This is a genomic window from Gordonia lacunae (assembly GCF_002149015.1).
Lineage (GTDB): Bacteria > Actinomycetota > Actinomycetes > Mycobacteriales > Mycobacteriaceae > Gordonia > Gordonia lacunae.
The window spans coordinates 1-25598 of record NZ_NGFO01000009.1 but is presented as its reverse complement, the minus strand read 5'-3'; the positions used below and the strand labels follow the sequence as shown (position 1 = coordinate 25598).

General features: G+C 68.4%; 25 protein-coding genes. 17 read left to right on the top strand and 8 right to left on the bottom strand.

Annotated elements, in window-relative coordinates:
- The first annotated feature begins 10 nt into the window (after positions 1–10).
- Positions 11–1042 carry an isopenicillin N synthase family dioxygenase gene (locus CA982_RS09575; RefSeq protein ID WP_086535109.1) on the top strand — a complete coding sequence of 344 codons (1032 nt, stop codon included), beginning with the start codon at positions 11–13 and terminating at the stop codon, positions 1040–1042.
- A 51-nt stretch (positions 1043–1093) separates the two neighbouring features.
- Positions 1094–1744, top strand: a complete 651-nt coding sequence (locus CA982_RS09570) for a GntR family transcriptional regulator (RefSeq protein ID WP_086535108.1) — start codon at positions 1094–1096, stop codon at positions 1742–1744.
- Positions 1745–1765: 21 nt separating this feature from the next.
- Here CA982_RS09570 and efeB read toward each other — a convergent pair whose 3' ends face one another.
- From efeB to efeU, 3 genes are read right to left on the bottom strand one after another with little or no spacing between them, the layout of a single operon-like run.
- Positions 1766–3091 (bottom strand): iron uptake transporter deferrochelatase/peroxidase subunit, encoded by a 1326-nt coding sequence (efeB, locus tag CA982_RS09565; RefSeq protein WP_086535107.1) that lies wholly within the window; start codon positions 3089–3091, stop codon positions 1766–1768.
- Entirely contained in the window at positions 3088–4296 is a 1209-nt protein-coding gene (gene efeO / locus CA982_RS09560; RefSeq protein WP_086535106.1) for an iron uptake system protein EfeO, read from the bottom strand. The genes efeB and efeO overlap by 4 nt, the downstream gene beginning before the upstream one ends.
- Positions 4293–5192, bottom strand: a complete 900-nt coding sequence (efeU, locus tag CA982_RS09555) for an iron uptake transporter permease EfeU (protein ID WP_086535225.1) — start codon at positions 5190–5192, stop codon at positions 4293–4295. The genes efeO and efeU overlap by 4 nt, the downstream gene beginning before the upstream one ends.
- A gap of 320 nt (positions 5193–5512) precedes the next feature.
- On the opposite strand from efeU, the gene CA982_RS09550 reads away from it, so the two are divergent.
- From CA982_RS09550 to CA982_RS26680, 11 genes are all read left to right on the top strand, one after another.
- The gene (locus CA982_RS09550; protein ID WP_086535105.1) at positions 5513–6919 is read left to right on the top strand and encodes a sulfatase family protein; all 1407 of its coding nucleotides are present in this window, start codon (positions 5513–5515) and stop codon (positions 6917–6919) included.
- Positions 6920–7061: 142 nt separating this feature from the next.
- Positions 7062–7871 (top strand): trehalose 2-sulfotransferase, encoded by an 810-nt coding sequence (gene stf0, locus CA982_RS09545; protein ID WP_086535104.1) that lies wholly within the window; start codon positions 7062–7064, stop codon positions 7869–7871.
- Positions 7868–8857: a sulfate adenylyltransferase subunit CysD gene (cysD, locus tag CA982_RS09540; RefSeq protein ID WP_425269063.1), complete on the top strand. Its 990-nt coding sequence runs from the start codon at positions 7868–7870 to the stop codon at positions 8855–8857. Before stf0 ends, cysD begins: the two co-directional genes overlap by 4 nt.
- Positions 8857–10779, top strand: a complete 1923-nt coding sequence (gene cysC, locus CA982_RS09535; protein ID WP_086535103.1) for an adenylyl-sulfate kinase — start codon at positions 8857–8859, stop codon at positions 10777–10779. Before cysD ends, cysC begins: the two co-directional genes overlap by 1 nt.
- A complete protein-coding gene (locus tag CA982_RS09530) occupies positions 10776–11705 on the top strand; it encodes a formylglycine-generating enzyme family protein (RefSeq protein WP_086535102.1) in 930 nt (309 codons plus the stop codon). Before cysC ends, CA982_RS09530 begins: the two co-directional genes overlap by 4 nt.
- A gap of 307 nt (positions 11706–12012) precedes the next feature.
- Positions 12013–12801, top strand: a complete 789-nt coding sequence (locus tag CA982_RS09525; RefSeq protein ID WP_086535101.1) for a lytic transglycosylase domain-containing protein — start codon at positions 12013–12015, stop codon at positions 12799–12801.
- Positions 12802–12985: 184 nt separating this feature from the next.
- Positions 12986–14269, top strand: coding sequence for a phosphopyruvate hydratase (gene eno / locus CA982_RS09520; RefSeq protein ID WP_086535100.1), 1284 nt, complete (start codon positions 12986–12988; stop codon positions 14267–14269).
- Between the two features lie 12 nt (positions 14270–14281).
- Entirely contained in the window at positions 14282–14953 is a 672-nt protein-coding gene (locus CA982_RS09515; protein ID WP_086535099.1) for a septum formation initiator family protein, read from the top strand.
- A complete protein-coding gene (locus tag CA982_RS09510; RefSeq protein WP_086535098.1) occupies positions 14950–15504 on the top strand; it encodes a DUF501 domain-containing protein in 555 nt (184 codons plus the stop codon). The genes CA982_RS09515 and CA982_RS09510 overlap by 4 nt, the downstream gene beginning before the upstream one ends.
- Positions 15501–16448 (top strand): Ppx/GppA phosphatase family protein, encoded by a 948-nt coding sequence (locus tag CA982_RS09505; RefSeq protein ID WP_086535097.1) that lies wholly within the window; start codon positions 15501–15503, stop codon positions 16446–16448. Before CA982_RS09510 ends, CA982_RS09505 begins: the two co-directional genes overlap by 4 nt.
- Before the next feature lie 30 nt (positions 16449–16478).
- Positions 16479–16655: a hypothetical protein gene (locus CA982_RS26680; protein ID WP_167383349.1), complete on the top strand. Its 177-nt coding sequence runs from the start codon at positions 16479–16481 to the stop codon at positions 16653–16655.
- Positions 16656–16736: 81 nt separating this feature from the next.
- Here CA982_RS26680 and CA982_RS09500 read toward each other — a convergent pair whose 3' ends face one another.
- The 4 genes from CA982_RS09500 to CA982_RS09485 form a co-directional block, all read right to left on the bottom strand.
- Positions 16737–17234, bottom strand: coding sequence for a DUF4395 domain-containing protein (locus CA982_RS09500; protein ID WP_086535096.1), 498 nt, complete (start codon positions 17232–17234; stop codon positions 16737–16739).
- Positions 17235–17336: 102 nt separating this feature from the next.
- Positions 17337–17825 carry a hypothetical protein gene (locus CA982_RS09495; protein WP_086535095.1) on the bottom strand — a complete coding sequence of 163 codons (489 nt, stop codon included), beginning with the start codon at positions 17823–17825 and terminating at the stop codon, positions 17337–17339.
- Positions 17826–17930: 105 nt separating this feature from the next.
- Positions 17931–19145, bottom strand: coding sequence for a fatty acid desaturase family protein (locus tag CA982_RS09490; protein WP_086535094.1), 1215 nt, complete (start codon positions 19143–19145; stop codon positions 17931–17933).
- A gap of 70 nt (positions 19146–19215) precedes the next feature.
- The gene (locus tag CA982_RS09485) at positions 19216–20337 is read right to left on the bottom strand and encodes a ferredoxin reductase (RefSeq protein WP_086535093.1); all 1122 of its coding nucleotides are present in this window, start codon (positions 20335–20337) and stop codon (positions 19216–19218) included.
- Between the two features lie 160 nt (positions 20338–20497).
- On the opposite strand from CA982_RS09485, the gene CA982_RS09480 reads away from it, so the two are divergent.
- The 4 genes from CA982_RS09480 (at position 20498) to CA982_RS09465 (ending at position 24961) form a co-directional block, all read left to right on the top strand.
- A complete protein-coding gene (locus tag CA982_RS09480; RefSeq protein ID WP_086535223.1) occupies positions 20498–21160 on the top strand; it encodes a TetR family transcriptional regulator in 663 nt (220 codons plus the stop codon).
- Between the two features lie 192 nt (positions 21161–21352).
- The gene (locus tag CA982_RS09475) at positions 21353–22531 is read left to right on the top strand and encodes an LLM class flavin-dependent oxidoreductase (RefSeq protein ID WP_086535092.1); all 1179 of its coding nucleotides are present in this window, start codon (positions 21353–21355) and stop codon (positions 22529–22531) included.
- Positions 22532–22583: 52 nt separating this feature from the next.
- Positions 22584–23696 (top strand): dimethylsulfone monooxygenase SfnG, encoded by a 1113-nt coding sequence (sfnG, locus tag CA982_RS09470; RefSeq protein ID WP_086535091.1) that lies wholly within the window; start codon positions 22584–22586, stop codon positions 23694–23696.
- Positions 23693–24961, top strand: a complete 1269-nt coding sequence (locus tag CA982_RS09465; RefSeq protein WP_086535090.1) for an SfnB family sulfur acquisition oxidoreductase — start codon at positions 23693–23695, stop codon at positions 24959–24961. Before sfnG ends, CA982_RS09465 begins: the two co-directional genes overlap by 4 nt.
- 10 nt (positions 24962–24971) lie before the next feature.
- Here CA982_RS09465 and CA982_RS09460 read toward each other — a convergent pair.
- The coding region (locus CA982_RS09460; protein ID WP_144066012.1) for a TerD family protein at positions 24972–25598 on the bottom strand (627 nt) is incomplete at its 5' end.

Here is a 25598-nt window from a genome sequence, read left to right as displayed (position 1 = left end):
CGGAGGGCCCATGTTCACCGTTCCCACCATCGACATCTCGCCCTATCTCGACCCGGACAGTTCGGCTGCGGACCGGGACCGGGTGGCGCGCGCCCTCGACGACGCCTGCAGCGGAGTCGGTTTCGTCCAGGTCGTCGGCCACGGCATCGCACCGGACGTCATCGACGCCCTGACCGCGGCGCTCGACGAGTTCTACGCGCTACCACTCGACGTGAAGAAGAAGTACGCCCGGCCGGGTCAGAACCGTGGCTACAGCCCCCCGAAGAGCGAATCGCTGAGCATGAGTCTCGGTGTCGCGGCGGCCAACCAGATGAACGACTTCTACGAGGCGTTCACCGTCGGCTCGGAAGGTTCCTGGTTCCCGGGTCTGGACCTGCCGGAGTCCAGCTACCCGACGAACACGTGGCCGGACGCGGCGCCGGGCTTCCGCGGTGCCGTCGAGGACTGGTTCGGCGCCGCGCGCGACCTCTCCCGAGTTCTGCTCACCGCGTTCACCGATGCGCTCGGTCTGCCTCCCGGCCATTTCGACACGATGACCGACCACTCCATCGACGCGCTCAAGCTCAACAACTACACACTGCCCGAGGGGGAGATCGAACTCGCCGGAGAGCTGACCGGAATGGGTGCGCACACCGACTTCGGCATCCTCACCGTGCTGTGGGCCGACCAGGTGCCCGGACTCCAGGTCCTCGATCACGAGGGGCGATGGCACGACGTTGCACCCGCCGACGGGGCATTGCTGGTCAACCTCGGGGATGCCATGGCGCGGTGGACGAACGACCGGTGGCGTTCGACCGTGCACCGCGTCGATCCGCCGGTCGTCGACGGCCGGATCCTCCGTCGCCGGTCGGCGGCCTTCTTCTTCGACGGCAACGCCGACGCCGTCATCGAGACGCTGCCCGGGTGCGCCCGCACCGATCACCCCGGATATCCACCGATCACGGTCGCCGAGAACATCAATGCGAAACTGGCCGGGATGAAGAGCGGCGTCGCACCCGCCGGAGCCGATCGCGAGGCGCAGCGTGTGATGGCGGCGGGGTGATGCCGGCCGGGATGATGCTCGCTGGGCCACGGCCTTCTACCCTGGGACGTCATGACCGGTAACGGAGACGACGGGGCCCTGCTCGTGCAGTCGGTCCTGCGCCGCATACGAGACGAGATCTTCGACGGCACCCTCGCACCCGGTGCCTCGCTCTCGGTTCCCGGCCTGGCCGCTCGACTGGACGTGTCGCGCAGTCCGGTTCGGGAGGCGGTCCAGCAACTCGTGATGGACGGCCTGGCCGTCTACACCCCGCGCGTCGGGGCCAAGGTCGCGGTGCTCGACGACGCGATGCTGCGGCACGTCTTCGAGGTCCGCGAGGTTCTCGACGGTCTCGCCGCCCGTCAGGCGACCGTCCGGGTGACGCGCGCCGAACTGGCGGGCCTGTGGGAGCGGGTCCGTGAACAGGAGCGGTTGCTGGACACCGATCCCGACCACCGACGCGACGCCGAACTCGACCTCGACTTCCACACCGCGGTCCGGTCGCTGTCGGGCAATGCGCCGCTGTGCGATGCCCTGCTGAAACTCGACACCCAGTCACACCTGTACCGGTCCGACATGTGGTCGCACGAGGACAACCGCCGGCATGCCGTGACCGAACACCGCCGGATCATCGCGGCGCTGGAGGCCGGCGACGCCGACGAGGCGGACCGGGCCGCGCGAGCCCACGCCGCCGGGGTGCTCGTCCGCCTGCTCCGGACATGAGGGCGCACCTGTTGTGCCTCCTCAGTCGAAGAGTCGCTGCCCCCACCATTCGTCCGGGCCCAGCCCGGGCGGTATCGCGAAGACCGACGACCCGTTCGGGATGAGGTATTCGGTCATCGCGTCCTTGCGGGACAGGGCATGTTGCATCGGGACGAACTGGCGTCCGGTGTCGCGGTTGAACGCGATGAAGAACAGGCCTGCGTCGAGATGTCCGAAGCCGTCGGAGCCGTCGGTGAAGTTGTATCCGCGCCGGAGGATCCGGACGCCTCCGAGGTTGTCGGGATGCGCGAGCCGGATGTGGGCGTCGCGGGGGATGACCGGTGTGCGGCCGGAGGTGACCGCGAAGTCGGGTGTGTCGAACTCGTCGGTCTGTCCCAGCGGTGCGCCGGCCGCTTTCGTGCGGCCGATGATCTGCTCCTGTTCGAGCAGGTGGGCGCGGTCCCAGGGTTCGATGTCCATCCGGATCCGTCGGGCGACGAGGTAGGTACCGCCGGTCATCCAGTGGGCGGCCGGCGGGTTGTCCTCGGCGCCGACCCACACCCAGCGATCGAGTAATTCGGTGTCCTCGGCCCGGAGGTTGTTGGTTCCGTCCTTGAATCCGAACAGGTTTCGCGGCGTCGACTGCGACTGGGTGGTCGACGAGGTGCGGCCGAAGCCGAGTTGGGACCAGCGCACCGCGGCCACGCCGAAGGCCATGCGGGCCAGGTTGCGGATCGCGTGGACCGCGACCTGGGGATCGTCGGCGCATGCCTGGATGCAGATGTCGCCGTAGGACCGTGCCGGTTCGATCTTCTCCGCCGCGAAACCGGGGAGATCCTGCAGGGCAGCTGGTTTACGGTCGCCGATACCGAACCGGTCGGGGCGGTCAGGGTCGGCGGCGCTGGGACCGAACAGTCCGGGGCCGAACCCGATGGTGAGGGTGAGGTTCGCGGCACCGAGGCCGAGCGCCTCGCCGGTGTCGGCCGGCGGCGTGTAGTCACCGAGCCCGGTCGCGCCGTCGTCGACGGTCTCCTCACCTCGGGTCATCCGTTCGGCGGCCGAGGTCCAGCGCCGCAGCATCGCGATGAGGTCGTCCCGGGAGTCGGTGACGACGTCGAAACTGGCGAAGTGCAGCCGGTCCTGGGCCGCGGTGGTGATGCCTGCCTGGTGTTCGCCGCGGAACTCGACGACCTGCGCGGGTGGCGACTGCGACGATGCCGAGGCCCGACCGAGGGCGACCCCGCCCGCGGCGACGACCAGTCCGGCGCCGGCGCCGCCGATCACCGCGCGACGGGAAAAGCCGCGCCGTGGGGACCGGGGTGGGGCATCGGTGTCGATGTCGCGCGGGTCGGGGGTCCGATCGTTCACTGTGCCAGCACGATCCCGGGAACCTGCGACAGTGTCGCCGACAGCGCGTCGATCTGGTTGGACATCTCCTTGCGCTGATCTGCGGAGACCTCGGTGTAGGACACGTACCCGTCGCCGGAGCGGTAGGTGTTCACCGAGTCGCGCACCGTGGCGAACTGGGCGGTGATGGTGTCCATCAGTTTCGGGTCCTTCGCCGAGATGATCGGCTGCAGCGTCGCGATCGCGGTCTCCGAGCCGTCGAGGTTGCCGGCGAAGTCCCACAGGTCGGTGTGGGAGTACCGGTCTTCCTCGCCGTCGATCTTGGTGGCGGCGACCTCGTCGATGAGCGCCTGGGGGCCCTTCACGAACGACCCGGTCTCGAACTCGAACCCGGGTGCGTTGACCTCGTCGCGGAGCTTGGTCACGTCGGCGAGCAGCTGGTCGGCGACCGGCGCGATCGTCTGCGGATTGTCGGTGGCGGCCGCGTTCTGTGCGTCGGCCGGACTGATCTGGCCGGGCGCATCGCCGATCTCGGCCGGCTGCGGCGGCCACAGGAAACGTTCGATGCGGTGGAAGCCGGTGAACGGCTGGGCGCCGTCCTCGGTGTCGTCCCATCGCATGTCGATGGCGGGGTCGAGGTCGGGGAAGGACTCGGCGACGGGTTCGATGCGCTCGTACGGAGTGCGCGCGAGTCCGAACTGGGCGCGGGCGGCGTCGAGGTCGCCCGCCTTGACACTGCCGACGAAGGCGGTCACCTGCGCGTGCAGGGTGTTGAGCTGGTTGCGTACGTATTCGAGGTACTGGCCCTTCGCGGCGGTCACGTCCGCGGGCACATCGGCCTTCTCCTTGCGCTCGCCGCCGACGGTGAGTTCTGTGCGGATGCCGGTCCCGACCATCCCGGGCTTGCACGCCACGGTGTACGTGCCGGGTTCGACGATCTCGACGCTGAGGTTGCCCGACAGTCCGGGACCGATGTTCTCGACCTCGCCGAGGACGCGGTTGTTGGTGCCGTACACGTAGAACTCGGTGACCTTGTCGCCGGAGTTGGTGACGGCGAAATCGACGTTGCCGGTGGTCGCCTCACTGCTCGCGAGGTCGCACGCATCGTTGGTGGACGTGACCGTGATCGCACCGTCCGAGGTGGCCTTCTGGGTACAGCCGGCCAGCAGCACGGGCAACACGAGTGCCGCGGCCGCGCCGGCGGCCATCACGGTTCTGCGATTCACTGAGGGTTCCTTTCGGTTGCCGATTCCGCGGATGCGGAGTTCTGCGTGGTCGTTGAATCCGGCGCGGGGGTGCCGGCGGGGGAGGCTTCGGGAGCCGGGCTCAGTTGCCGCCGGCAGAAGATCGTCAGCACGACGGCCACGTAGGCGATCCAGGCGACGACCTGCAGGACGGTGGGGTCGGGACGGAAGTTGAAGATGCCGCCGAGCACGGTGCCGTACCAGGACGACGCGTCGTAACCCCCGGAGATGTCGAAGGCGACGGCTCCGTGTCCGGGCAGCCACCCGACCGTCTGGAGGGCGCCGACGCCGTACGTGAGGATCCCGGCCGCCACGAAGATGAGGAAGATGCCGGTGTAGATGAAGAACAACCGCAGATCGAGTCGGATCGCGCCGTGGTAGATCAGCACGGTCAGCGCCACCGCGGCCACGACCCCCAGCAGCAGGCCGATCAAGGGCCACAATCCGCCGGAAACGCTCTCGGCGTAGCCGACCATCAGCAGTGCGGTCTCGAACCCCTCCCGCCCGACGGCGAGGAACGCCAGTCCCATCACCGAGGCCCGGCCGGCGACGAGCGCACGCGACATCCCGCTCTTGAGGTCGGCGGAGATGTGCCGGGCGGCTTTGCTCATCCACAGCACCATGAACGTGACGATGACGACCGCGACCAGCGAGGCGATCCCGGCGATGGTCTCGGCCGCCAGCGGGGTCATGGTGGACGTGCCGAAGTGGATCACCAAGAACACCACGACGACCATGGCCACCGCGGCGGCCACACCCGTCCAGATCCATTTGAGCGCATCTCGTCGGCCGGTCTTGACCACGTAGGCGACGAGGACCATGACCACGATGCCGGTTTCGAGCCCTTCGCGTAGTCCGATCAAGCCGCTGCCGAACATCTGCGTGAACGTCGAGGGCGCGTCGCTCGCTGCTGCGAACAGGCGGCCGTCCGATACGACCAGTGTCACGAAGCCATCCCTCCCGATGCTGTCGGCGCCGCAGGTTCGCTGAGCCTAACCACACCGAAGGTTAGACCCGAAAGAGCATCCGGCATAGGGCATATGGGCTCATGCGGCCGCCGGAGCACGCGGAATCGGTCCCGGCCAGGACTTTTGCGCACACTGATTTGATGTCGGCTGGCTGTGCGGTGGGCGGATTGTCGGAATCGGTCCGAGCGGGTGGGGCCCGGGACGGGAATCGTCTGCGTCATCATGGACGGATGGTCTCTTCACCCGATGCCGCGCGCCGCGACAACGTGATCCTGGTGCACTGGCACGATCTCGGTCGCCATCTGCGGTGTTATGGCGCCGATGGCGTCGAGAGTCCCGTTCTCGACGACCTCGCCGCGTCGGGTATCCGGTTCGCCGACGCGCACGCGACGGCGCCACTGTGCTCGCCCGCCCGGGGTTCCCTGTTCACCGGGCGCTACCCGCACGGCAACGGGCTCGTCGGCCTCGCCCACCACGGGTTCGAGTACTTCCCGGATGTGCAGACGCTTCCGGCGCTTCTCGCCGACGCCGGCTACCGCTCAGCCCTCTTCGGCATGCAACACGAGAGTGCGGACCCCGGCCGGCTCGGATTCGACTCGGTGGACGTGTCGGACTCGCGATGCGACTACGTGGTGGATCAGTCTCAGGACTGGTTACGGCGTCATGCCCACGACGATCGGCCGTTCTTTCTGACCGCGGGCTTCTTCGAGACGCATCGCCCCTACCCGGCCGACGAGTACAAACCCGCCGACACCAGCACGATCGCCGTACCCGGCTTCCTGCCGGACACCGAGGATGTCCGCGACGACCTGGCGGGCCTGCACGGCTCGATCACCAAGGCCGACGCCGCCGTGGGCCGGTTACTCGACACCGTGGCCGAACTCGGCCTCGAGGATTCCACCTGGATCGTGTTCGTCACCGACCACGGTCTGGCGTTCCCGCGCGCCAAGTCGACGCTGTACGCCGAGGGCACCGGGGTGGCGCTGATCATGCGGCCGCCGGCCCGGCGCGGCATCGCACCGACGGTGTACGACGACCTGTTCTCCGGGGTGGACCTCACACCGACACTCCTGGAGCTGGTGGGTCTGGACATCCCGGGGGCCGTGGACGGTGACTCGCACGCCGCGGCGATCGCGGGGGCGACGGACGTCACCGTCCGGACCGAGGTGTTCACCGAGAAGACCTACCACGATGCGTTCGATCCGATCCGGGCCGTGCGCACCAAGGATTTCAGCTACATCGAGAACTACGCGGCGCGACCGGCGCTCCTCCTCCCGCTCGACATCGCCGACAGCTTGTCCGCCCGATCTCTGGATCAGCAAGACGTGCAACGGGATCGGTCTCGCGTCGAACTCTACGACCTGCGTTCCGATCCTCATGAGCGCAACAATGTTGCCGACGATCCGTCCTACGCCCGGGTGCGTTCCGATCTCGCGCGAGCGCTGGCGGACTGGCGTGCACGCACCGGTGACGAACTGCCCGACGACGCCACCGGAACGGCGATCGCGCAGGCGTTCATGGATGCGTTCCACGCCAAGGCGGCGCAGGTGGCGGGCAAGGAGGAGGCGTTGCCGTCGCGGCGTCCGCTGGGTGCCCGGCGCGAACTCGCCGGCGAGATCACGTCGGGCGAGCGCTGAGCGGCGCGCCCGCGAGAACTCCTCATCTCGGACACCGCGGTCCGCCCCCGGCACAGCGCGGTCCCGGTGTCAATGGTTTCGACCTTCATGCGCGTAAAAGGCCAGCTTGCGGTGGTTTTTCGGCTCGCTAGACTCATCGTTCATGTCAGTGACGTCCTCATCGGGACCGGCAAACTATCTGGTGTGCGCGAGCCAGCGCAGCGGCAGCACACTGCTGGTGGAATCTCTCGCCACCACCGGCGTCGCGGGTCGTCCGGAGGAGTTCTTCCAGTACTTTCCCGACTCGTCTCAGGCCCCGCAGCCGCGTGAATGGTTCGCCGGAGTCGCCGATCCCGCCATCCTCGAACTCCTCGATCCACTCGATCCCGGGGTGGTCGACACCCGCGATTCGGCGACGTGGCGCTCGGACGTCCGGGACGCGGGACGCACCCCCAATGGGGTGTGGGGTGGCAAGTTGATGTGGAACCAGACGCCGCTGCTGATCTCGCGCAGCCGCATCGCCTCGGGTGCCCTGCGCGATGCCGTCCGGTGGCTGTTCGACGGGACCGACCCGCTGTACGTCCACGTGTATCGCGATGATGTTGTGCCGCAGGCGGTGTCGATGTGGCGCGCAGTGCAGACCCGCGTGTGGCGCCACGATGGCTCGGACACCGACGAGCACGACGACGCGGTCTACCACGCACGCGGTATCGCGCACCTCGCCGGCATCCTCGTCGACCAGGAACGACAATGGCGCGACTGGTTTGCCGCCGAGGGGATCGAACCGCTGGAGATCGAGTTCCGCGACCTGGTCAACGATCCCACGAAGGCGACCGCGCGGGTGCTGGAGAAGATCGGGCAGGACCCGGAGCTGGCGCCCCCGCCACCGCTGAAGCCACAGTCCAATTCGCGGTCCAAGGAGTGGGCCCGACGCTATCGAGACGACGCCGAACGGAACGGATATCCACTGTGACCGCTGTAGACGAGAGCTCGCTCGATCGGGCGCCCGCCGGCCGGGACCATCCCGGCGACGGCGGCGACTTCGACCATGTGACCGCCATCCGGGTGCTGGAGGCCGAGGCGGTGCACATCATCCGCGAGGTCGTCGCCGAACTGGAACGGCCGGTGCTGCTGTTCTCCGGCGGAAAAGATTCCATCGTCCTGCTCCGTCTGGCCGAGAAGGCTTTTCGGCCCGCGCCGTTGCCCTTCCCGATCATGCACGTCGACACCGGGCACAATTTCGACGAGGTGATCGAGTTCCGTGACCGTCGGGTCGCGCCGACCGCGGAGAACCCCGAGGGCATCGACCTCATCGTCGCCTCGGTCCAGGAGTCCATCGACTCGGGACGAGTTGCCGAGTCCACCGACCCGTCGGGTTCGCGGAACCGCCTGCAGACGCGGACCCTGCTCGACGCACTCGAGAAGGGTGGATTCGACGCCGCGTTCGGCGGTGCCCGTCGCGACGAGGAGCGCGCCCGCGCCAAGGAGCGCATCTTCAGTTTCCGCGACGAGTTCGGCCAATGGGATCCCCGCGCGCAGCGGCCCGAGCCGTGGTCGCTGTACAACGGCCGGATCCGCCGTGGGGAATCGGTGCGCGTGTTCCCGCTGTCGAACTGGACCGAGACCGACATCTGGCGCTACATCGAGCTCGAGGACCTCGAACTCCCGTCGATCTATTTCGCCGCCGAGCGCGAAGTGTTCGACCGGGACGGCATCCTGCTCTCGGTCTCGGAACATTCTCGCCCCCGCGAGGGCGACGAGGTCCGGACCGAATGGGTGCGGTACCGCACGGTCGGCGATCTCACGATCACCGGCGCCGTCCGGTCCACGGCGACCACGATCTCGGAGATCATCGCCGAGATCAGCGAATCCACCGTCTCCGAACGCGGGGAAACCCGCGCCGATGATCGCACCTCCAGTGCCGCCATGGAAGACCGCAAGCGCGAAGGGTATTTCTGATGACTCTCACCTCTCCGCAACCGGTCGTCCCCGGTGGCGACCAGACCGGTACGGCCGCACGGCAATTCCTGCGCATCGCCACCGCGGGCAGCGTCGACGACGGCAAGTCGACGCTGATCGGCCGGATTCTGCACGACACCGGCAGTCTGCCGACCGACCACCTCGCCGCGGTCACCGACGGCGACGGTGACGTCGACCTGGCCGCCCTCTCCGACGGTCTCCGCGCCGAACGGGAACAGGGCATCACGATCGACGTGGCCTACCGCTTCTTCTCCACGCCCACACGCAGTTACGTCCTCGCCGACACACCCGGACACGAGCGGTACACCCGCAACATGTTCACCGGGGCATCCAACGCGCACGTCGCGATCCTGCTCGTCGACGCCCGGCACGGGCTGCTCCGCCAGACCCGCCGGCACGCGCGGATTGCGACACTCGTCGGTGTGCCGCACGTCATCGCGGCGGTCAACAAGATCGACCTCGTCGACTACTCGGAGCACCGTTTCGACGAGATCCGCGCCGAGCTGGCCGAACTCGCGGTGCAACTCGGGATCGGGGAGATCCCCGCGATCCCGGTGGCCGCCAAGCACGGGGACAACGTCGTGCACCGCTCGTCGAACACCCCGTGGTACTCCGGGCCGACCCTGCTGGAGTATCTCGAGGACGTCGAGCTGCACGCGCCCGCGCCGGTGACCGAGGAACTGCGCCTCCCGATCCAGTGGGTGTCGCGTCCCAGCGAGTCGAACCGGCGTACCTACACCGGCCGGCTCGCCTCCGGAACACTGCGTGTCGGTGACGAGATCGTCGTGCTGCCGTCGGGCAGCCGGACGACCGTGTCCGCGCTGGACACCCTCGACCCCGCGAGAGACGTTGCGGTGGCGCCGCTCTCGGTGGGAATTCAGATCGCCGACGACATCGACATCGGGCGCGGCGACATCATCGTCAGCGGCGCACCGGGAGCGCATGTGCCGGTCCTCGCGCGGGAGATCGACGCACACGTGTGCTGGCTGTCGAACTCCCCGCTGCGTGCCGGTGACCGCGTCGCGCTCAAGCACGGCCCATCGTCGGTGCGTGCGACCGTCCAATCGCTCGAGCGGCGCCTCGACCCCGACACCCTCATCGAGCACGTCGCGCCAGGCGAACTCGTACTCAACGACATCGGCACCGTCACACTGCGGACATCGTCGGTGGTCCCTGCGGACCCCTATGCGAGCAACCGCGACACCGGCGCGTTCATCCTCATCGACGAGGCGTCCAACGACACTGTCGGCGCGGGGACGATCCTCGAACCGCGAGAGGTCGTCCCCGGCAAGGCGACCCGCAACGACATCAAGTGGCACCCGAGTTCACTGGCCCGAGCGGAACGATGGGCGCACACCGAACAGCGGGGTGCCACGGTGTGGCTCACCGGTCTGCCGGCGTCGGGCAAGTCCACGGTCGCCGTCGCTCTCGAACGGGCCGTCGTCAGCCGCGGGCGCGTCGCCTATCTGCTCGACGGTGACAACATCCGGCACGGGATCTCCGACGATCTCGGCTTCTCGGCCGGTGACCGGGCGGAGAACATCCGGCGCGTCGGACACGTCGCCCGACTCTTCGCCGACGCGGGGGTCATCGCCATCGCGTCCATGGTCTCGCCGCTGCGTTCCGACCGGGAGATCGCCCGCGAACTCCACCGCGCCGCCGACCTCGACTTCATCGAGGTCCACGTGTCGACGCCGGTCACCGAGTGCGAACGCCGTGACCCCAAGGGGCTCTACGAACGTGCCCGCCGCGGCGAACTGCGCGGACTCACCGGCATCGACGCGCCCTACGAGAGTCCCGAGAACCCCGATCTGCGATTCGACACCACCGGCGCGGACATCGACCGGCTGGCGTCGCTGATCCTCGGTGCCCTGATGGATCGCGGCATCATGGCGGGGTGAGTTGCTGTCATCCCCCGGGACCCGCCCACGACGACGCGGGTGGGTCGGGTCCGCACGTCGAACGGACAGGTGGCGGGTCTGGGCCGCACCTCGTCGACGTCGCAGACATCCCGGCCGGGATCTTCGCCATGGGCGATGCCTTCGACGAGGGTTATCGCACCGACGGTGAGACGCCCGTGCACGAGGTCGAGCTCAGCGCGTTCGCCATCGACACCACCGCGGTGACCAACGCCGCGTTCGCGTCCTTCGTGGCGGCGACCGGTCACCGGACCGACGCCGAGACCTTCGGCGGGTCCGCGGTCTTCCACACCTACGCGACCGCGCGCGGCGAGCCGGTGCCCGGCACCCCGTGGTGGCTGGCGGTGGCCGGCGCATCGTGGCGTCGCCCGGCCGGACCGGGCAGCACCCTCGACGGCCTGGCGGATCATCCCGTCGTCCACGTCAGCCACCGGGATGCCCAGGCCTACTGCGACTGGGCCGGGCGTGCCCTGCCCACCGAGGCGCAGTGGGAGTACGCGGCCCGGGGCGGACTGCGCGGGGCACGCTACCCGTGGGGCGACGCGCCGCCCACCGCAGACGATCCACGCTGCAACATCTTCCGGGGCGATTTCCCCGACGAGCCGACCGGCCCGGTCGGTACGACCTCCGTCCGGGCCTTCGAACCCAACGGTCACGGCCTGTACCAATGCGCCGGCAACGTCTGGGAATGGTGCGCCGACAGGTTCAGCGCCCGGTACTACCGCGTGGCCGATCGCACCGATCCGCAGGGGCCGGCCCGGGGGAGCGCACGCGTCCTCCGGGGCGGCAGCCACCTGTGCCACGACTCGTACTGTCACCGCTACCGGGTCGCCGCGCGATCGCACAACACGCCGGAGTCGACGGCGAGCAACATCGGATTCCGGACCGTGGGGCCCCGCGTCGGCTGACCGGCGCCCGGCGTCCGTCTCAACGGGCCCGCTCGCTGCGCTCCCGGCGCCCGGGTGTGATCGGGCCCGCTCGCTGCGCTCCCGGCGCCCGGGTGTGATCGGGCCCGCTCGCTCCGCTCCCGGCGCCCGGGTGTCATCGGGCCCGCTCGCTGCGCTCCCGGCGCCCGGGAACCGAACTCTGCCGCGATCAGTTGACCCAACAGACTGTGTGTTGATCTTCGGGAGACCCGATCGGCTGTGCGATCGTGGTCCCCTCGGGCGGTCCGCCCGGGAAACCACCCCCGACCGGGACAGGAGCAAGGCAGGAATGCGTGTGGAGGGCCGGGATGCGGCGCGTCGGGAATCGAGGCGGCCGATCTCGTGGAAGAACGGCCTCGTCGCCTCGACGGTGGCGATCGCGTCGTCGGTGCTGCTGGCCGGGTGCATCGATCTGCCGTCGCTGAGCAGGCCGGACATCCCGGAGGGCATCCCGCCGGGGGCGGGCGTACCCCAGCCCTACATCGACATCAACGCGCCCGGGCGGACCGCGACCAAGATGCACGACTGGGCGGTGCCGATCTCGGAGTCCACCGGTATCCCGATCATCTCGCTACAGGCGTACGGCAACGCCGCCGAGATCCAGCGTCAGCAGCACCCCGAGTGCGGCATCGCCTGGACTACGCTCGCCGGTATCGCCGGCGTCGAGAGCAAACACGGCCGGTACCGGGGATCGGAGGTGGCTGACAACGGAGACGTCAGCCCACCCATCCGCGGCGCCAAACTCGACGGCACCCGCGGGAACATGGAGATCCGCGACACCGACGGCGGCGAGCTCGACGGGGACCCCACCCACGACCGCGCGATGGGGCCGTTCCAGTTCATCCCCGAGACGTGGAAGCGCTACGGAGTCGACGCCAACGGTGACGGCGTTCCCGACCCGGACAACATCGACGACGCCGCCCTGTCGGCGGCCCGCTACCTCTGCGTCTCCGCCGGCAACGACATGACGAATCCGGAGGGCTGGGAGAAGGCCGTGCGGACCTACAACAACTCGATGGCGTATGTCCTGGACGTGCGCGATCACGCCAACGCCTACTCGATCAACGTCCGCTTCTGACCGCCGCCGGGAACGGTCGCGCCGGTTGCGCCGACCTTGTCACGTGCGGCTTCGGCGCAGCCACTAGGCTCTTGCGTATCGGCCGGCACCAGAACCGGCCGTCGTCGGCGTAGGCGGCCCCGTCGGAGGACTCGCCTCCTGGGATATCGCCGACGAACTCGTCCACCGAGATTGGGGTGCAACCGTGGCAATCATCGAGCAGGTAGGTGCGCGTGAGATTCTCGATTCGCGGGGCAACCCGACGGTCGAGGTCGAGGTCGTCCTGGACGACGGCACCTTCACCCGTGCCGCCGTGCCGTCCGGTGCGTCGACAGGCGAACACGAGGCCGTCGAACTGCGCGACGGTGGCGAGCGGTACCTGGGCAAGGGCGTCACCAAGGCCGTCGAAGGTGTCCTCGGAGACCTGGCCCCGGCTGTGATCGGGATCGAGGCCGAGGAACAGCGCCTCGTGGACCAGGCGCTGCTCGACTGCGACGGCACCCCCGACAAGAGCCGCATCGGCGCCAACGCGCTGCTCGGTGTCTCGCTCGCGGTCGCCAAGGGCGCCGCCGAATCGGCCGGATTGCCGCTGTTCCGCTACATCGGCGGACCCAATGCCCACATCCTGCCCGTGCCGATGATGAACATCATCAACGGCGGCGAGCACGCCGACAACGGCATCGACTTCCAGGAATTCATGATCGCTCCGGTCGGTGCGCCGACCTTCAAGGAAGCGCTGCGCTGCGGCGCCGAGGTCTACCACGCGCTGAAGTCCGTGTTGCACAAGCAGGGCCTCAACACCGCACTGGGTGACGAGGGCGGTTTCGCCCCGGACCTGCCGAACACCGAGGCCGCGATCGCGGTCATCGGCGAGGCGGTCGGCAAGGCCGGCTACAACTTCGGCCGTGACGTCGTGATCGCACTCGACGCCGCGTCGACCGAGTTCTTCGCCAACGGCGCCTACAAGCTCGAGGGCAAGGAGTTCGGCGCCGACGAGATGGTGTCGTTCTACGAGAAGCTCATCACCGACTTCCCGATCGTCTCGATCGAGGACGGCCTCGCCGAGGACGATTGGGACGGCTGGGCCAAGCTGACCGAGTCGATCGGCGATCGGGTGCAGCTCGTCGGTGACGACCTGTTCGTGACCAATCCCGAGCGTCTCGAGGAGGGGATCTCCAAGGGCATCGCGAACGCGCTGCTCGTGAAGGTGAACCAGATCGGCACCCTGACCGAGACCCTCGACGCCGTCGCGCTGGCGCACAACAACGGCTACAAGACGATGATGAGCCATCGGTCGGGAGAGACCGAGGACACCACCATCGCCGACCTCGCGGTCGCCTGCAGCTGTGGACAGATCAAGACCGGCGCCCCGGCCCGTTCGGAGCGCGTCGCGAAGTACAACCAGCTGCTGCGCATCGAGGAAGGACTCGGCGACGCGGCACGGTACGCGGGCGACCTCGCCTTCCCGCGTTTCTCGTTTGGTTCGTGATTAGCTGTCTGCATGGCTTCGCAGCGACGTCACCGCGGTGACGGGCGTCAGCGTGGGCGCGATCGTCGGGTAGACGCGCGCTCACGCGAACGCGCCCGTCGCACGCGGCGGCACGCTCGCCCGACGCAGCCGGTGACACCGGACGACGTGGTCGAGGCCGGCGAGCAGGAGGCTCACACCGACCCTGCCCCGCCGACCGCCGACGACACGGATGCCGGCACCCCTCGCGTCGAGCGGGAACGGTCGCCGCGGAACCGGCGCCGCCCCGCCCGCGGCGGACTCGGTGCACGCCTGCGCGGAATCGAGATGACTCCCGCGAGCCTCGCGACGCTCGTGATCACGGTCGTCGTGGTGTGCGTCGTGGCGTTGACCCTAGCGATGCCGCTCCGGACGTACTTCAGCCAGCGGTCGGAATTCCGCCAGCTGACCGCGTCGAACGAACAGTTGCGACGCGAGGTCGCGGACTATCAGCAGAAGGTCAACGAGCAGAACGATCCCGCCTACATCGAGGCCCAGGCGCGGACGCGTCTGCAGTTCGTCAAACCAGGAGAGATCCCGCTCGTGATGTTGTTCCCCGCCGACGAGGCGCGGCGCGAGGCCGCCGAACGTGCTGAGGAGCGTGCCCGCGCCCCGTGGTACGGAAACCTCTGGGACACCTTGTCGACCCCGCCCGGCGCGCAGTGAGCACCTCCGACCACAACGTCTCCGCGGAGGACCTCGCGACGGTGGCAGCGCAGCTCGGTCGCGAACCACGCGGGGTCCTCGAGATCAGCTATCGCACGCCCGATGGCAGGCCCGCCGTGGTCAAGACGGCGCCCCGGCTGCCCGACGGCACCCCGTTCCCGACCCTCTACTACCTGACCGATCCGCGTCTGACCGCTGAGGCCAGTCGTCAGGAGTCGGCCGGGGTGATGAAGGGGATGACCGCGCGCCTGCACGACGACCCGCAACTCGCCGCCGCGTATCGCCGTGCGCACGAGGACTACCTCGCCGAGCGCGACGCGATCGAACCCCTCGGAACCGATTTCACCGGCGGGGGCATGCCCGATCGGGTGAAGTGCCTCCACGTCCTGATCGCGCATTCGCTGGCGAAGGGACCCGGACTCAACCCCCTCGGCGACGAGGCGGTGGCGCTCGCGGCCGCGAACGGGTTGCGCGGCACCGCGATCCCGGCAGAGTGGCCCGAGCCGGCCGAGCCGGCCGAGCCGGCCGAGCCCACGGGGAACGGCGGATGAGCGTCGTCGGCGCCGTGGATTGCGGCACCAACTCGATCCGTCTGCTCGTGGCCGAGTCGGGCCCCGACGGGCGTCTGGTCGACCTCCATCGTGAGATGCGCGTCGTCCGACTGGGATACGGCGTGGATGCGACCGGGATGTTCGCCCCGGAGTCCATCGAGCGGACGCGAGTCGCCCTGAGCGACTATGTCGACACGATGGAGGCGCTCGGCGTCGAGAAGGTGCGGATGGTCGCCACGTCCGCGACCCGCGACGCGGCCAACCGCGACGAGTTCTTCGCCATGACCGCCGATCTGCTCGGCTGCGTGGTCACGGGTGCGATCGCCGAGGTCATCACCGGCGACGAGGAGGCGCGGCTGTCGTTCCGCGGCGCCGTCGGCGAATTGGATTCGGCGGCCGGGCCGTTCGTGGTGACCGATCTCGGCGGTGGGTCGACCGAGGTGGTCCTCGGCGACACCGGCGGTGTGCGCGCGGCGTACTCGGCCGACATCGGATGCGTCCGTCTGACGGAGCGGGCGTTGCCGTCGGACCCGCCGACCCCGGGGGAACTGGCCGAGGCGACCGAGTTCGCCCGCGCACGTCTTGCCGAGGCGTTCGCCGTGGTGCCGGTCGAGGAAGCCCGCACGTGGGTCGGCGTCGCCGGGACGATGACGACCCTGGCCGCGATCGGCGCCGGCCTACCCGACTACGACTCCGAGAAGATCCACCTGTCGACGATCTCGCTGCCCGAACTCGATCGGGTCTGCCGGAACCTGATCGGTATGACACGCGCCGATCGCGCGGCCCTGGGCCCGATGCACCCCGGCCGCGTCGATGTGATCGGCGGTGGCTCGCTGGTGACGCTCGAGCTCGCCCGAGTGCTGTCCGAACGGGCCGGCATCACCGAACTGGTCGTGAGCGAACACGACATCCTCGACGGAATCGCGATGGGAATCCTCGACTGAGTGCCCGGTACCCCGGTTACCATGCGACACATGGCATATAACCTGCGTTGCCCCTGCGGCGAGTCCATCACGGCTCTCGAGACCGACTTCGTCCCGGCTGTCCAGGCCCACCTCGCGGCCGAGCACCCCGGCCGCGACTACACCGAGACCGAGATCATGATGATGGCCATGACGGTTCCAGACCGCTCGGTGAAGTCCGACGACTGAACCGGCCACTTCCACGACGAACGGCCGTGCCCACCACCTCGCGAGGCGGTGGGCACGGCCATCAGTGGTGAACGAGCGGCGCTAGACGGCAGCCGGGTTGCGGAGCGAGATGTTGTTGCACGCCTCGCAGACGGACTCCGGGATGACGCCGCGGCGCTGCAGGAATCCGAAGATCGTGCATCCAAGGCAGAAGCCGAAGACGGATTCGAGAGTCGCCGCCGCGATCAGGACGCCCGTGGTGATCTGAGCGGCCAGGCCGTAGCCGAGCAGGCTCAACACGAAGGCGGTGCCGCTGACGACGAGTCCGATCGTCTGCGCGAACCGCTTGGGCGGCCCGGGTACCAACTTCTCCTTACGGACGACCTTCGGCACGAGGACGCGCACCGAGAGCTGCCCGAACGGGGACAGAGTGGGACCCGACGCCACCCGCAGGACGAATCCGAGAGCCAAGATCCCGTACAGCACCGGAGTGTTCACCGCGACCGCGATGATCGCCAGGACGACGACGAGTCCCGCGGTGGTGCGCGCGGCATAGTCGTTGACCGGGTTCGGGAACGTGAGTACCGAGCGCACCGACATCGGGCGACAACCTCCGAGAGAGCAGGGACAACCGCCGACCAAGGTACGTGCGGTCGTCGTTTCGGGCAACGATTGTGCCCAGCGTGATCCGATCAGGCGGGGTCAGGACCCCGCGGTCGGATCCATACGCGGCTCCGAGGCCGCGACATCACGCGGATCGTCGACGTCCGGCTCGTCCTTGTCGGTCTCACCGCCGTCGGAGGCGAGTTCGGCCTCCCGGGAGACCTCGCCCTCCTGATCGATCCCGGCCTGTTCGCCGACATCGATGCGGTCGGGGAGTTCATCCATGTCCACTCCGGTCACCTCTCTCGCCTGTTCGGACTCGGCATACGGATCCGTGGGGTCGACCTCGGTGGACGCGTCCGCGAACTCGGCATCGATGATGCCGAACGCGTCGTCCGACCGCGCGTCGGCCTTGGCCTTGCGGGCCGCCTCGCGCATCTCGAACCCGTCGGTCACGATCTCGCCGATCTCACGGGTCACGCCCGCGACGGCGCCGGTGATGATCGTCGCGATCCGGCCGACGTGCGTGGCCGTGGACTCGATCAGTTCCTGGAACAGATCCTTGTTGCGTTCGATGCTGTCGACCATCGCTGCGGGAATCCCCCTGCACTTGGTTGCGGCTGTGTCGGTTGCGGTGTGAACCTCAATCGGTGTGCCCAGAGACTACCCCCGGGGCACACCGATCAAACAGCATCAGGCGACCGACACCGGCTTCTCGCGCTCGACGATGACCGTCAGATCGTCGTCGTCCCGGGTCATCCAGTTGGGGAGCGACAGCTTGGCGATCTTCTTCCAGGTCGACGCGAGCTGGTGGCTCAGGGAGCCGGTGTTGTAGGGCAGCCCATAGCGCTCGCAGATCTCCTGGACTTCCGCGGACATCTCGGGGTAGCGGCTGGCCGGGATGTCGGGGAACAGATGGTGCTCGATCTGGTGGGACAGGTTGCCGCTCATGATGTGGAACAGCGGGCTCCCGGTGATGTTCGCCGAACCGAGCATCTGCCGCAGGTACCACTGGCCACGGGTCTCGTTCTGGCATTCCTCGGACGTGAATGTCTGGGCGCCGGTGGGGAAGTGGCCGCAGAAGATGATCGAGTAGGTCCACACGTTGCGCACGAGGTTCGCCGTCGCGTTACCGATGAGGGTCGGGACGAACAGCGGACCGGTGAGCGCCGGGAACACCACATAGTCCTTCAGGACCTGACGACCGGCCTTGCGCCACATGCCCTTCACGAGGCCCTTGATGTCGCTCCACTTGCGCTTGCCGGTGATGACGTTCTCGGCTTCGAGGTCGTGCAGCATGACACCCCACTCGAACAGCAGCATCAGCGCGGTCGCGTACCCGAGGTTCCCCAGGTAGTAGGGGTTCCACTTCTGGTCGCGGGCCATGCGCAGGATGCCGTAACCGATGTCGCGGTCCTCACCGAGGATGTTGGTGAAGGTGTGGTGCAGGTAGTTGTGGCTGTGCTTCCACTGGTCGGCCGGACAGACGGTGTCCCACTCGAATTCGCGGGAGTTGTAGGTGTCCTCACGCATCCAGTCGTACTGGCCGTGCATGACGTTGTGGCCGATCTCCATGTTGTCGAGGATCTTCGACACCGAGAGGGCGCCGACCGCGGCGATCCACGCCGGCGGGAAGAACCCGAGATACATGAGTGCGCGTCCGCCGATCTCGAAGCCGCGCTGGGCGCGGATCACCGAGTAGAGGTAGTCGCGGTCCTTCTGGCCGAGGTCGGCCACGATGCGGGCGCGCAGGGCATCGAGGTCCTGCCCGAGCGCTTCGACCTGCTCGTAGGACAGGACGACGGTGTTGGGGTCGTCCGCGACGTTCTGGTCGGCGCCGACGCGATGCAGCGCGGGCAGGTTGTCACCGATCGTGGTCTCGACGTCACGGCTGATGTCGATGGTCATGGCAATGCCTCCTTCACGGAGAGGAGATGTGGCTGGGGAGGGTGGATCTGGGGGTGTCAGCTCGCGGACATCAGATCTCGATGTCGACGGAGCCGACCGGGGCGCTGATGCACAACTGGATCTGGGTGTCGGACTCGTCGTCGACCTCGCCGGTCAGGACGTTGCGGGTGCACCCGGACTTCTTCGTCGCGACACAGGAGAAGCAGATGCCCATCCGGCACCCGGATTCGGGTGTGAGTCCGGCGGCCTCGGCCTGGTCGAGGATCGGACGGCCGTCGTTGGCCGCCGATGTCCCCGAGGTGGAGAACGTGATCTCGCCCTCGACGGAGTCCGGGTCGACCGCCGGGACGACCGGAGCGAAGGCCTCACTGTGCAGCGGCTGCGAGATGTCGAGTTCGGCGTGCACTCGTGCGACCTCGTCCATCAGTGTGGCCGGCCCGCAGACGAAGACGTCGGCGTCGGACAGTCCGGGGACCCCCTCGAGGTGTGCGGCGGTGAAGTGTCCGTCGGCCTCCTCGCGGGTGTGGTGCAGGCGCAGATCGAACCGGGGATGCGCGGCGGCGAGCTCACGCAATTCGTCGCGGTAGGCGACGTCGGACGGCGTGCGTGCGTAATGCACGAACGTGATCGGTCCGGCGAACTGGCGAGAGACGAGTGTTCTGGCCATTGAGAGTACAGGTGTAATCCCACTGCCGCCGCTGACGAAGACCGCCGACGTCGGGTCGGTCTCCGGGAGCACGAAGTCACCACTCGCGGCAGACAGGCCGACGACGTCGCCGGCGCGGGCGTGCTCACGCAGATGAGTGGACACGAAGCCGTCGTCGTGGGCGGTGATAGTCAGTTCGATGTCGCCGTCGCTGCCCGCGGCGGCGTTGGCCGGGGAGAAGCAGCGAGTGTGCCGGACGCCGTCGATGACGACCTTGAGCTGCACGTACTGACCTGCTTCATGGCCCTGCCACTGCCGGGTCGGACGGATGGTGAGGCGGACGGTGCGCGACGTGGGACGCTCGACACGGGTGATCTCGCCGCGCAGATCGCGCCAGGTGATCATCGGGTCGAGCAGTTCGAGGTAGCGGTCGACCGGATGCGGCGACAGCGCTGCCTCGACGATCGAACCGACCAGGCGGCTCCACCGGCCGGAGGTGGGCTCGGCGTCGGCGCGGGTCTGGTCCTGGGGTGTGCGGATGCTCATGGGCTGGGCTCCGTTCGATGTATTTCGGTGTACATGTGTACACCGGTAAGTGTGACACGCGACGGCCGGTGATCGTCAAGTGTTGTTTCCTGTGACAGCGGTCACGACGCCGCTCGGCCTGTTCGGATCGCCCCTCGACGCGACGCATAGACTCGGGGGCGTGACACGCACGCGAGAGTCGGGCCGGCGCGACGCGCAGACGCGTGCGGACCGCAAGAACCAGACGCGCCAGGCGCTGCTGGACACCACGCGGTCACTGGTCGGTGAGCGCAGCTTCGGCAGCATCAGCCTCCGCGAGGTCGCTCGCGGTGCCGGGATCGTGCCGACTGCCTTCTATCGTCACTTCGCGTCGATGGAAGATCTCGGGGTCACCGTCGTCGAGGACTCGATGCGCGTCCTACGCCGGGCGCTGCGCGACGGGCGACGCGACCTGGCGGCGCGCGAGGCGCTGCCGACCGCGCAGAACTCGCTCGCGATCCTGCTGCGACATGTACGCGAGAACGAATCGCAGTTCCGGTTCCTGGTGCGGGAACAGCACGGCGGCATCGCCGAGATCCGGCGCGCGATCGACACCGAACTCCGGCTGTTCTCCAAAGAGCTCGCGATCGATCTCGCGCGTATCCCCGACCTGGCGCGGTGGCAGCCCGATGATCTCGAACTCGCGGCGGAGCTGATCGTCATCATCATGCTCACCGCCGTGGCCGATCTACTCGACGGGGAGTACCGCGGCCGTGGCGCGGAGCAGGAGATCGTCGAGCGCACCGAGCGGCAACTCGTGATGGTCTTCCTCGGCATGGGCCAGTGGCGCCCGTCGACCGACTGACCTGCGGGAATCCATCGTCTAGCTGGCCGGACCCGCGGTTGTCGATTTGCCCTCAGGGCGATTTCAACTGTGGTCCCTGGTCGTGATGGTGCCCGACACTGGGCCGAGACACCGTGGCGGCCCTCTCTGAGACGAGACTCGTGGCGGTGTCGTGCTCGCTTCATGCCGTCCTGACCGAAAGGTGCCCTCGCGGTGTCTCTGCATTTTCACTGGTTCCTGCCCACCTACGGCGACTCGCGCAACCTGATCGCCGGCGGACACGGCAGCCAGATGACGGGGGACCGCCCGGCCGATCTGCGATACCTCAAGCAACTCGCCGGTGCCGCCGAGGCCAACGGCTTCGAGGCGGTCCTGACGCCGGCGGGGCTGTGGTGTGAGGACGCCTGGCTGACCACGGCCGCACTGATCGACGCCACCGAGAGCCTCAAGTTCCTGGTGGCGTTCCGGCCCGGACTCATCTCGCCGACGCTGGCAGCGCAGATGGCCGCCACGTTCCAGTGGCATTCGCAGGGCCGTCTGCTGGTCAACGTCGTGACCGGCGGCGAGTCGAGTGAGCAGCGCGCCTTCGGCGACTTCCTGGCGAAGAACGCGCGGTACGAGCGCTGCGACGAGTACCTGGAGATCATCCGGCGGCTCTGGACCGAGGACGAGCCCGTCGACGTGGTCGGGAAGTACCTCCGCGTCGAAGGTGCGCAGCTCGGCCGCCGCCCCGATCCGACGCCGGAGATCTTCTTCGGCGGGTCCTCGCCGGCCGCAGGCGACGTCGCCGCCAAACACGCCGACACCTACCTCACCTGGGGTGAGCGCCCGGACGCGGTCGCCGAGAAGATCGCCTGGGTCAACGGCCTCGCCGCCGCGCAGGGCCGGGAGCTCTCCCACGGCATCCGGTTCCACGTGATCGCCCGCGAGACGTCCGAGCAGGCCTGGGCCGAGGCGGCGCGGCTGCTCGGCGCGCTCGATCCGGCGCAGGTCGCCACCGCTCAGCAGAATCTGGCGCGCTCGGAGTCCGAAGGGCAGCGGCGTATGTCCGAACTCCACGGCCGTGGAGCCGGTTTCGCCGACCACAACGATCCGCACTCGCTGGAGATCCACCCCGGCGTGTGGGCCGGGGTCGGATTGGTCCGTGGTGGTGCCGGTACCGCTCTGGTCGGTTCGTACGACGAGGTGGCCGCACTCATCGCCGAGTACGCCGCGCTCGGACTCGACCATTTCATCCTGTCCGGGTATCCGCACCTCGAAGAGGCGTATCACTTCGGCGACGGGGTCCGGCCCGCTCTCGCCCGGTTGGGTCTGCTCGACCCGGCGTCGGCCGGCCCGTCCGAAGCCGTGCGGACCGCGTTCCTGCCGCGCCTGCAGGCCGCATCATCCTGACCGACAACTCTTTTCACCCTCACCACGTCACCGACACCTCGCGGAGGTAGCCATGTCCACCGAGTCCATCGCGGATCAGATCAAGTTCGCCTACTGGGTGCCCAACGTCAGCGGCGGGCTGGTCACCAGCACCATCGAGCAGCGCACCGGCTGGGACTACGACTACAACGTCAAACTCGCGCAGACCGCCGAGAACAACGGGTTCGAGTACGCGTTGTCGCAGGTGCGATACGAGGCGAGCTACGGAGCCGAATACCAGCACGAGAGCACCAGTTTCAGCCTCGCCCTGCTGCTCGCCACCCAGCGGCTGAAGGTGATCGCGGCGGTGCACCCGGGACTCTGGCATCCGGCTGTGCTGGCCAAGCTCGGCGCGACCGCCGACCATCTGTCCAAGGGCCGCTTCGCGATCAACGTCGTGAGCGGCTGGTTCAAGGACGAGTTCACCCACCTCGGCGAGCCGTGGCTCGAGCACGACGAGCGGTACCGTCGCAGCGGCGAGTTCCTCGAGGTGATCCGCAAGATCTGGACCGAGGACGAGGTCGACTACCGCGGTGACTTCTACCGGATCCACGACTTCACGCTGAAGCCCAAGCCGCTCAACACCCCCGAGCGCCCGAATCCGGAGTTGTTCCAGGGCGGGAACTCGTCGGCCGCGCGCAACAACGGTGGGCGCTACGCGGATTGGTACTTCTCCAACGGCAAGGATTTCGACGGCGTCACCGAACAACTCGACGACCTCCGCGCCGTCGCACGCGCTCACCAGCGCGAGGTGAAGTTCGGGCTCAACGGCTTCATCATCGCGCGCGACACCGAGAAGGAGGCCCGGGACACCCTGCGTGAGATCGTCGAGAAGGCGAATCGTCCGGCGGTCGAGGGCTTCCGTGACGCCGTGCAGCAGGCGGGCAACTCCACCGGCGACAAGAAGGGTATGTGGGCCGACTCGTCGTTCGAGGACCTCGTCCAGTACAACGACGGATTCCGCACCCAGCTGATCGGCACCCCGGAACAGGTGGCCGAGCGCATCGTCGCCTACAAGCGACTGGGGGTCGACCTCATCCTGGGTGGATTCCTGCACTTCCAGGAGGAGATCGAGTACTTCGGCGAGAAGGTCCTTCCCCTGGTCCGCGAGATCGAGGGCGCCCAGACTCCTGCGGGAGTGGCGTGACCGCAGTGAGCCAGGGCCGACGGTCCGCCACGCGAATCGGGACCGACGCCGAGGCATTGTCCGTGGCCCGCGAACTGGCCGCGGAGTTCGCGGTGGGGGCGGCCGAACGGGACCGGGAACGGCGGTTGCCCCATGCCGAGATCGACCGGCTCTCGGAGTCGGGTCTGCTGGCGCTCACCGTCCCCGCCCGTTTCGGGGGTCTCGACGTGCGGCCCAGCGTGCTGACCGAGGTGGTGTCGATCCTGGCCGCGGCGGACGCGAGCATCGCGCAGATCCCGCACAGCCACTTCGTCTACCTCAATCTCGTCCGGCTCTCGGCAGGGCCGGCGTTGCAGGAGCGGATCTTCACCGACGTGCTCGCCGGCGGCCGGGTGGCCAACGCCCAGTCCGAGCGGGGTGGCAAGACCATCGCCGACATCTCGACGAGGTTGAGCCCGGTCGGTGAGGGATCCCCGACTCGATTCGTCCTCGACGGTGAGAAGTTCTATTGCACCGGATCGCTTTTCGCAGACACGCTCGCCGTCCTCGCGAAATCGGACGTCGCCGCCGGCGACCTCGCGCCCGCGGAGTACGTCGCGTTCATCCCGGCCGACGCCGACGGCGTGGAGATCGTCGATGACTGGGATGCCGTGGGGCAGCGCACGACCGGTTCGGGGACCGTCCGGTTCACCGGGGTGGAAGTGGGGGTCGAGGACCTGGTGGCGCGGGCACCGGCCACGTCCACACCCACCGGGTACGGGGCGTTCGCCCAGCTGCTCCATGTGGCGATCGATGTCGGTATCGCCCGCGGTGCGCTGCGCGAGGCGGCGGAGTTCGTACGCACCAAGTCACGGCCGTGGTTCGAGGCCGAGGTGGACCGCGCCGTCGACGATCCGCTCGTGGTCCAGCGGTTCGGCGAACTGGAGGTCGACGTGGCAACCGCCGAGGCAACTCTTGCGGTCGCCGGCCGTCGGGTCGACTCGGCCGTGGGTGCGGCGTCGGGGGAGTCGGGTCGCGCCGGCGTCGTCGACGCGTCGATCGCGGTCGCCGAGGCGTCGATCGCTGTCGCCACGGCCAAGACGGTCGCCGACCGGGTGGCTCCCTCGGTGGCGTCGGCGCTGTTCGAGGTGAGCGGAACCCGCAGTGCCGCGGCCGGGAGCGGTCTCGACCGCTACTGGCGTGACGCGCGCACCCATACGCTGCACGATCCCGTCCGGTGGAAGTACCAGCACATCGGTCGCTGGGTGCTGCGCGGCGAGGAACCGCCCCTGCACGGCGTGATCTGACCGATCGGTCTCAGAGGTATCTGCCGACGTGTGGTACGGCCTTCTTCGGTGTCTTCGCGTCGAAACCGTCGCCGATCGCGCGGAGCTTCCATTCGCCGCCGTCGCGGGAGATGACAGCCATCGCGACCGCGGTGAACGGCATCCCGCCCTTGAGCGTGTAGCGGGCCAGCTCGGCTGAGGTCGTCTCGTCGACGAGCCGGCAGTAGGCGTTCTCGATCTTCTCGAACGTGTGGCCCCGGTAGGACGTGACGATGAACATCAGCGCGTCGATCTGGGGTGGAACCGACTGCAGTGCAACGCGGATGACCTCATCGTCACCCTCGCCCTCACCGGTGAGGTTGTCCCCGGAATGCAGGATCGAACGGTTCTTGCTGTTGAGATGGCCGTAGTAGACGGTCTCCACGCACTTCCCACCCGAGAACATGAGCACCGAGGCGTCGAGATCGATCGAGCCGCCCCGGCCGAATCCGCCGCGCACCGGATCCCATCCCAATCCCATCTGGATGTCGGTGAGCGCCACGCCACCTTCCTTGCGGAGGGTGACCCGCTGCCCTTTGGCCAGGCTGACGGGCGCGCCCTTGCGGAGACWGATCTCCGGGGAGGACGGCGGGGGCGGAGGTGCCGCGGCGTGCTGCGG

Coding starts and splice junctions, on each gene's coding strand:
- CA982_RS09575 (WP_086535109.1), top strand. CDS start 11: ATGTTCACCGTTCCCACCATCGACATCTCGCCCTATCTCGACCCGGAC.
- CA982_RS09570 (WP_086535108.1), top strand. CDS start 1,094: ATGACCGGTAACGGAGACGACGGGGCCCTGCTCGTGCAGTCGGTCCTG.
- efeU (WP_086535225.1), bottom strand. CDS start 5,192: ATGTTCGGCAGCGGCTTGATCGGACTACGCGAAGGGCTCGAAACCGGC.
- CA982_RS09550 (WP_086535105.1), top strand. CDS start 5,513: ATGGTCTCTTCACCCGATGCCGCGCGCCGCGACAACGTGATCCTGGTG.
- stf0 (WP_086535104.1), top strand. CDS start 7,062: ATGTCAGTGACGTCCTCATCGGGACCGGCAAACTATCTGGTGTGCGCG.
- cysC (WP_086535103.1), top strand. CDS start 8,857: ATGACTCTCACCTCTCCGCAACCGGTCGTCCCCGGTGGCGACCAGACC.
- CA982_RS09525 (WP_086535101.1), top strand. CDS start 12,013: ATGCGTGTGGAGGGCCGGGATGCGGCGCGTCGGGAATCGAGGCGGCCG.
- CA982_RS09515 (WP_086535099.1), top strand. CDS start 14,282: ATGGCTTCGCAGCGACGTCACCGCGGTGACGGGCGTCAGCGTGGGCGC.
- CA982_RS09505 (WP_086535097.1), top strand. CDS start 15,501: ATGAGCGTCGTCGGCGCCGTGGATTGCGGCACCAACTCGATCCGTCTG.
- CA982_RS26680 (WP_167383349.1), top strand. CDS start 16,479: ATGGCATATAACCTGCGTTGCCCCTGCGGCGAGTCCATCACGGCTCTC.
- CA982_RS09500 (WP_086535096.1), bottom strand. CDS start 17,234: ATGTCGGTGCGCTCGGTACTCACGTTCCCGAACCCGGTCAACGACTAT.
- CA982_RS09495 (WP_086535095.1), bottom strand. CDS start 17,825: ATGGTCGACAGCATCGAACGCAACAAGGATCTGTTCCAGGAACTGATC.
- CA982_RS09490 (WP_086535094.1), bottom strand. CDS start 19,145: ATGACCATCGACATCAGCCGTGACGTCGAGACCACGATCGGTGACAAC.
- CA982_RS09485 (WP_086535093.1), bottom strand. CDS start 20,337: ATGAGCATCCGCACACCCCAGGACCAGACCCGCGCCGACGCCGAGCCC.
- sfnG (WP_086535091.1), top strand. CDS start 22,584: ATGTCCACCGAGTCCATCGCGGATCAGATCAAGTTCGCCTACTGGGTG.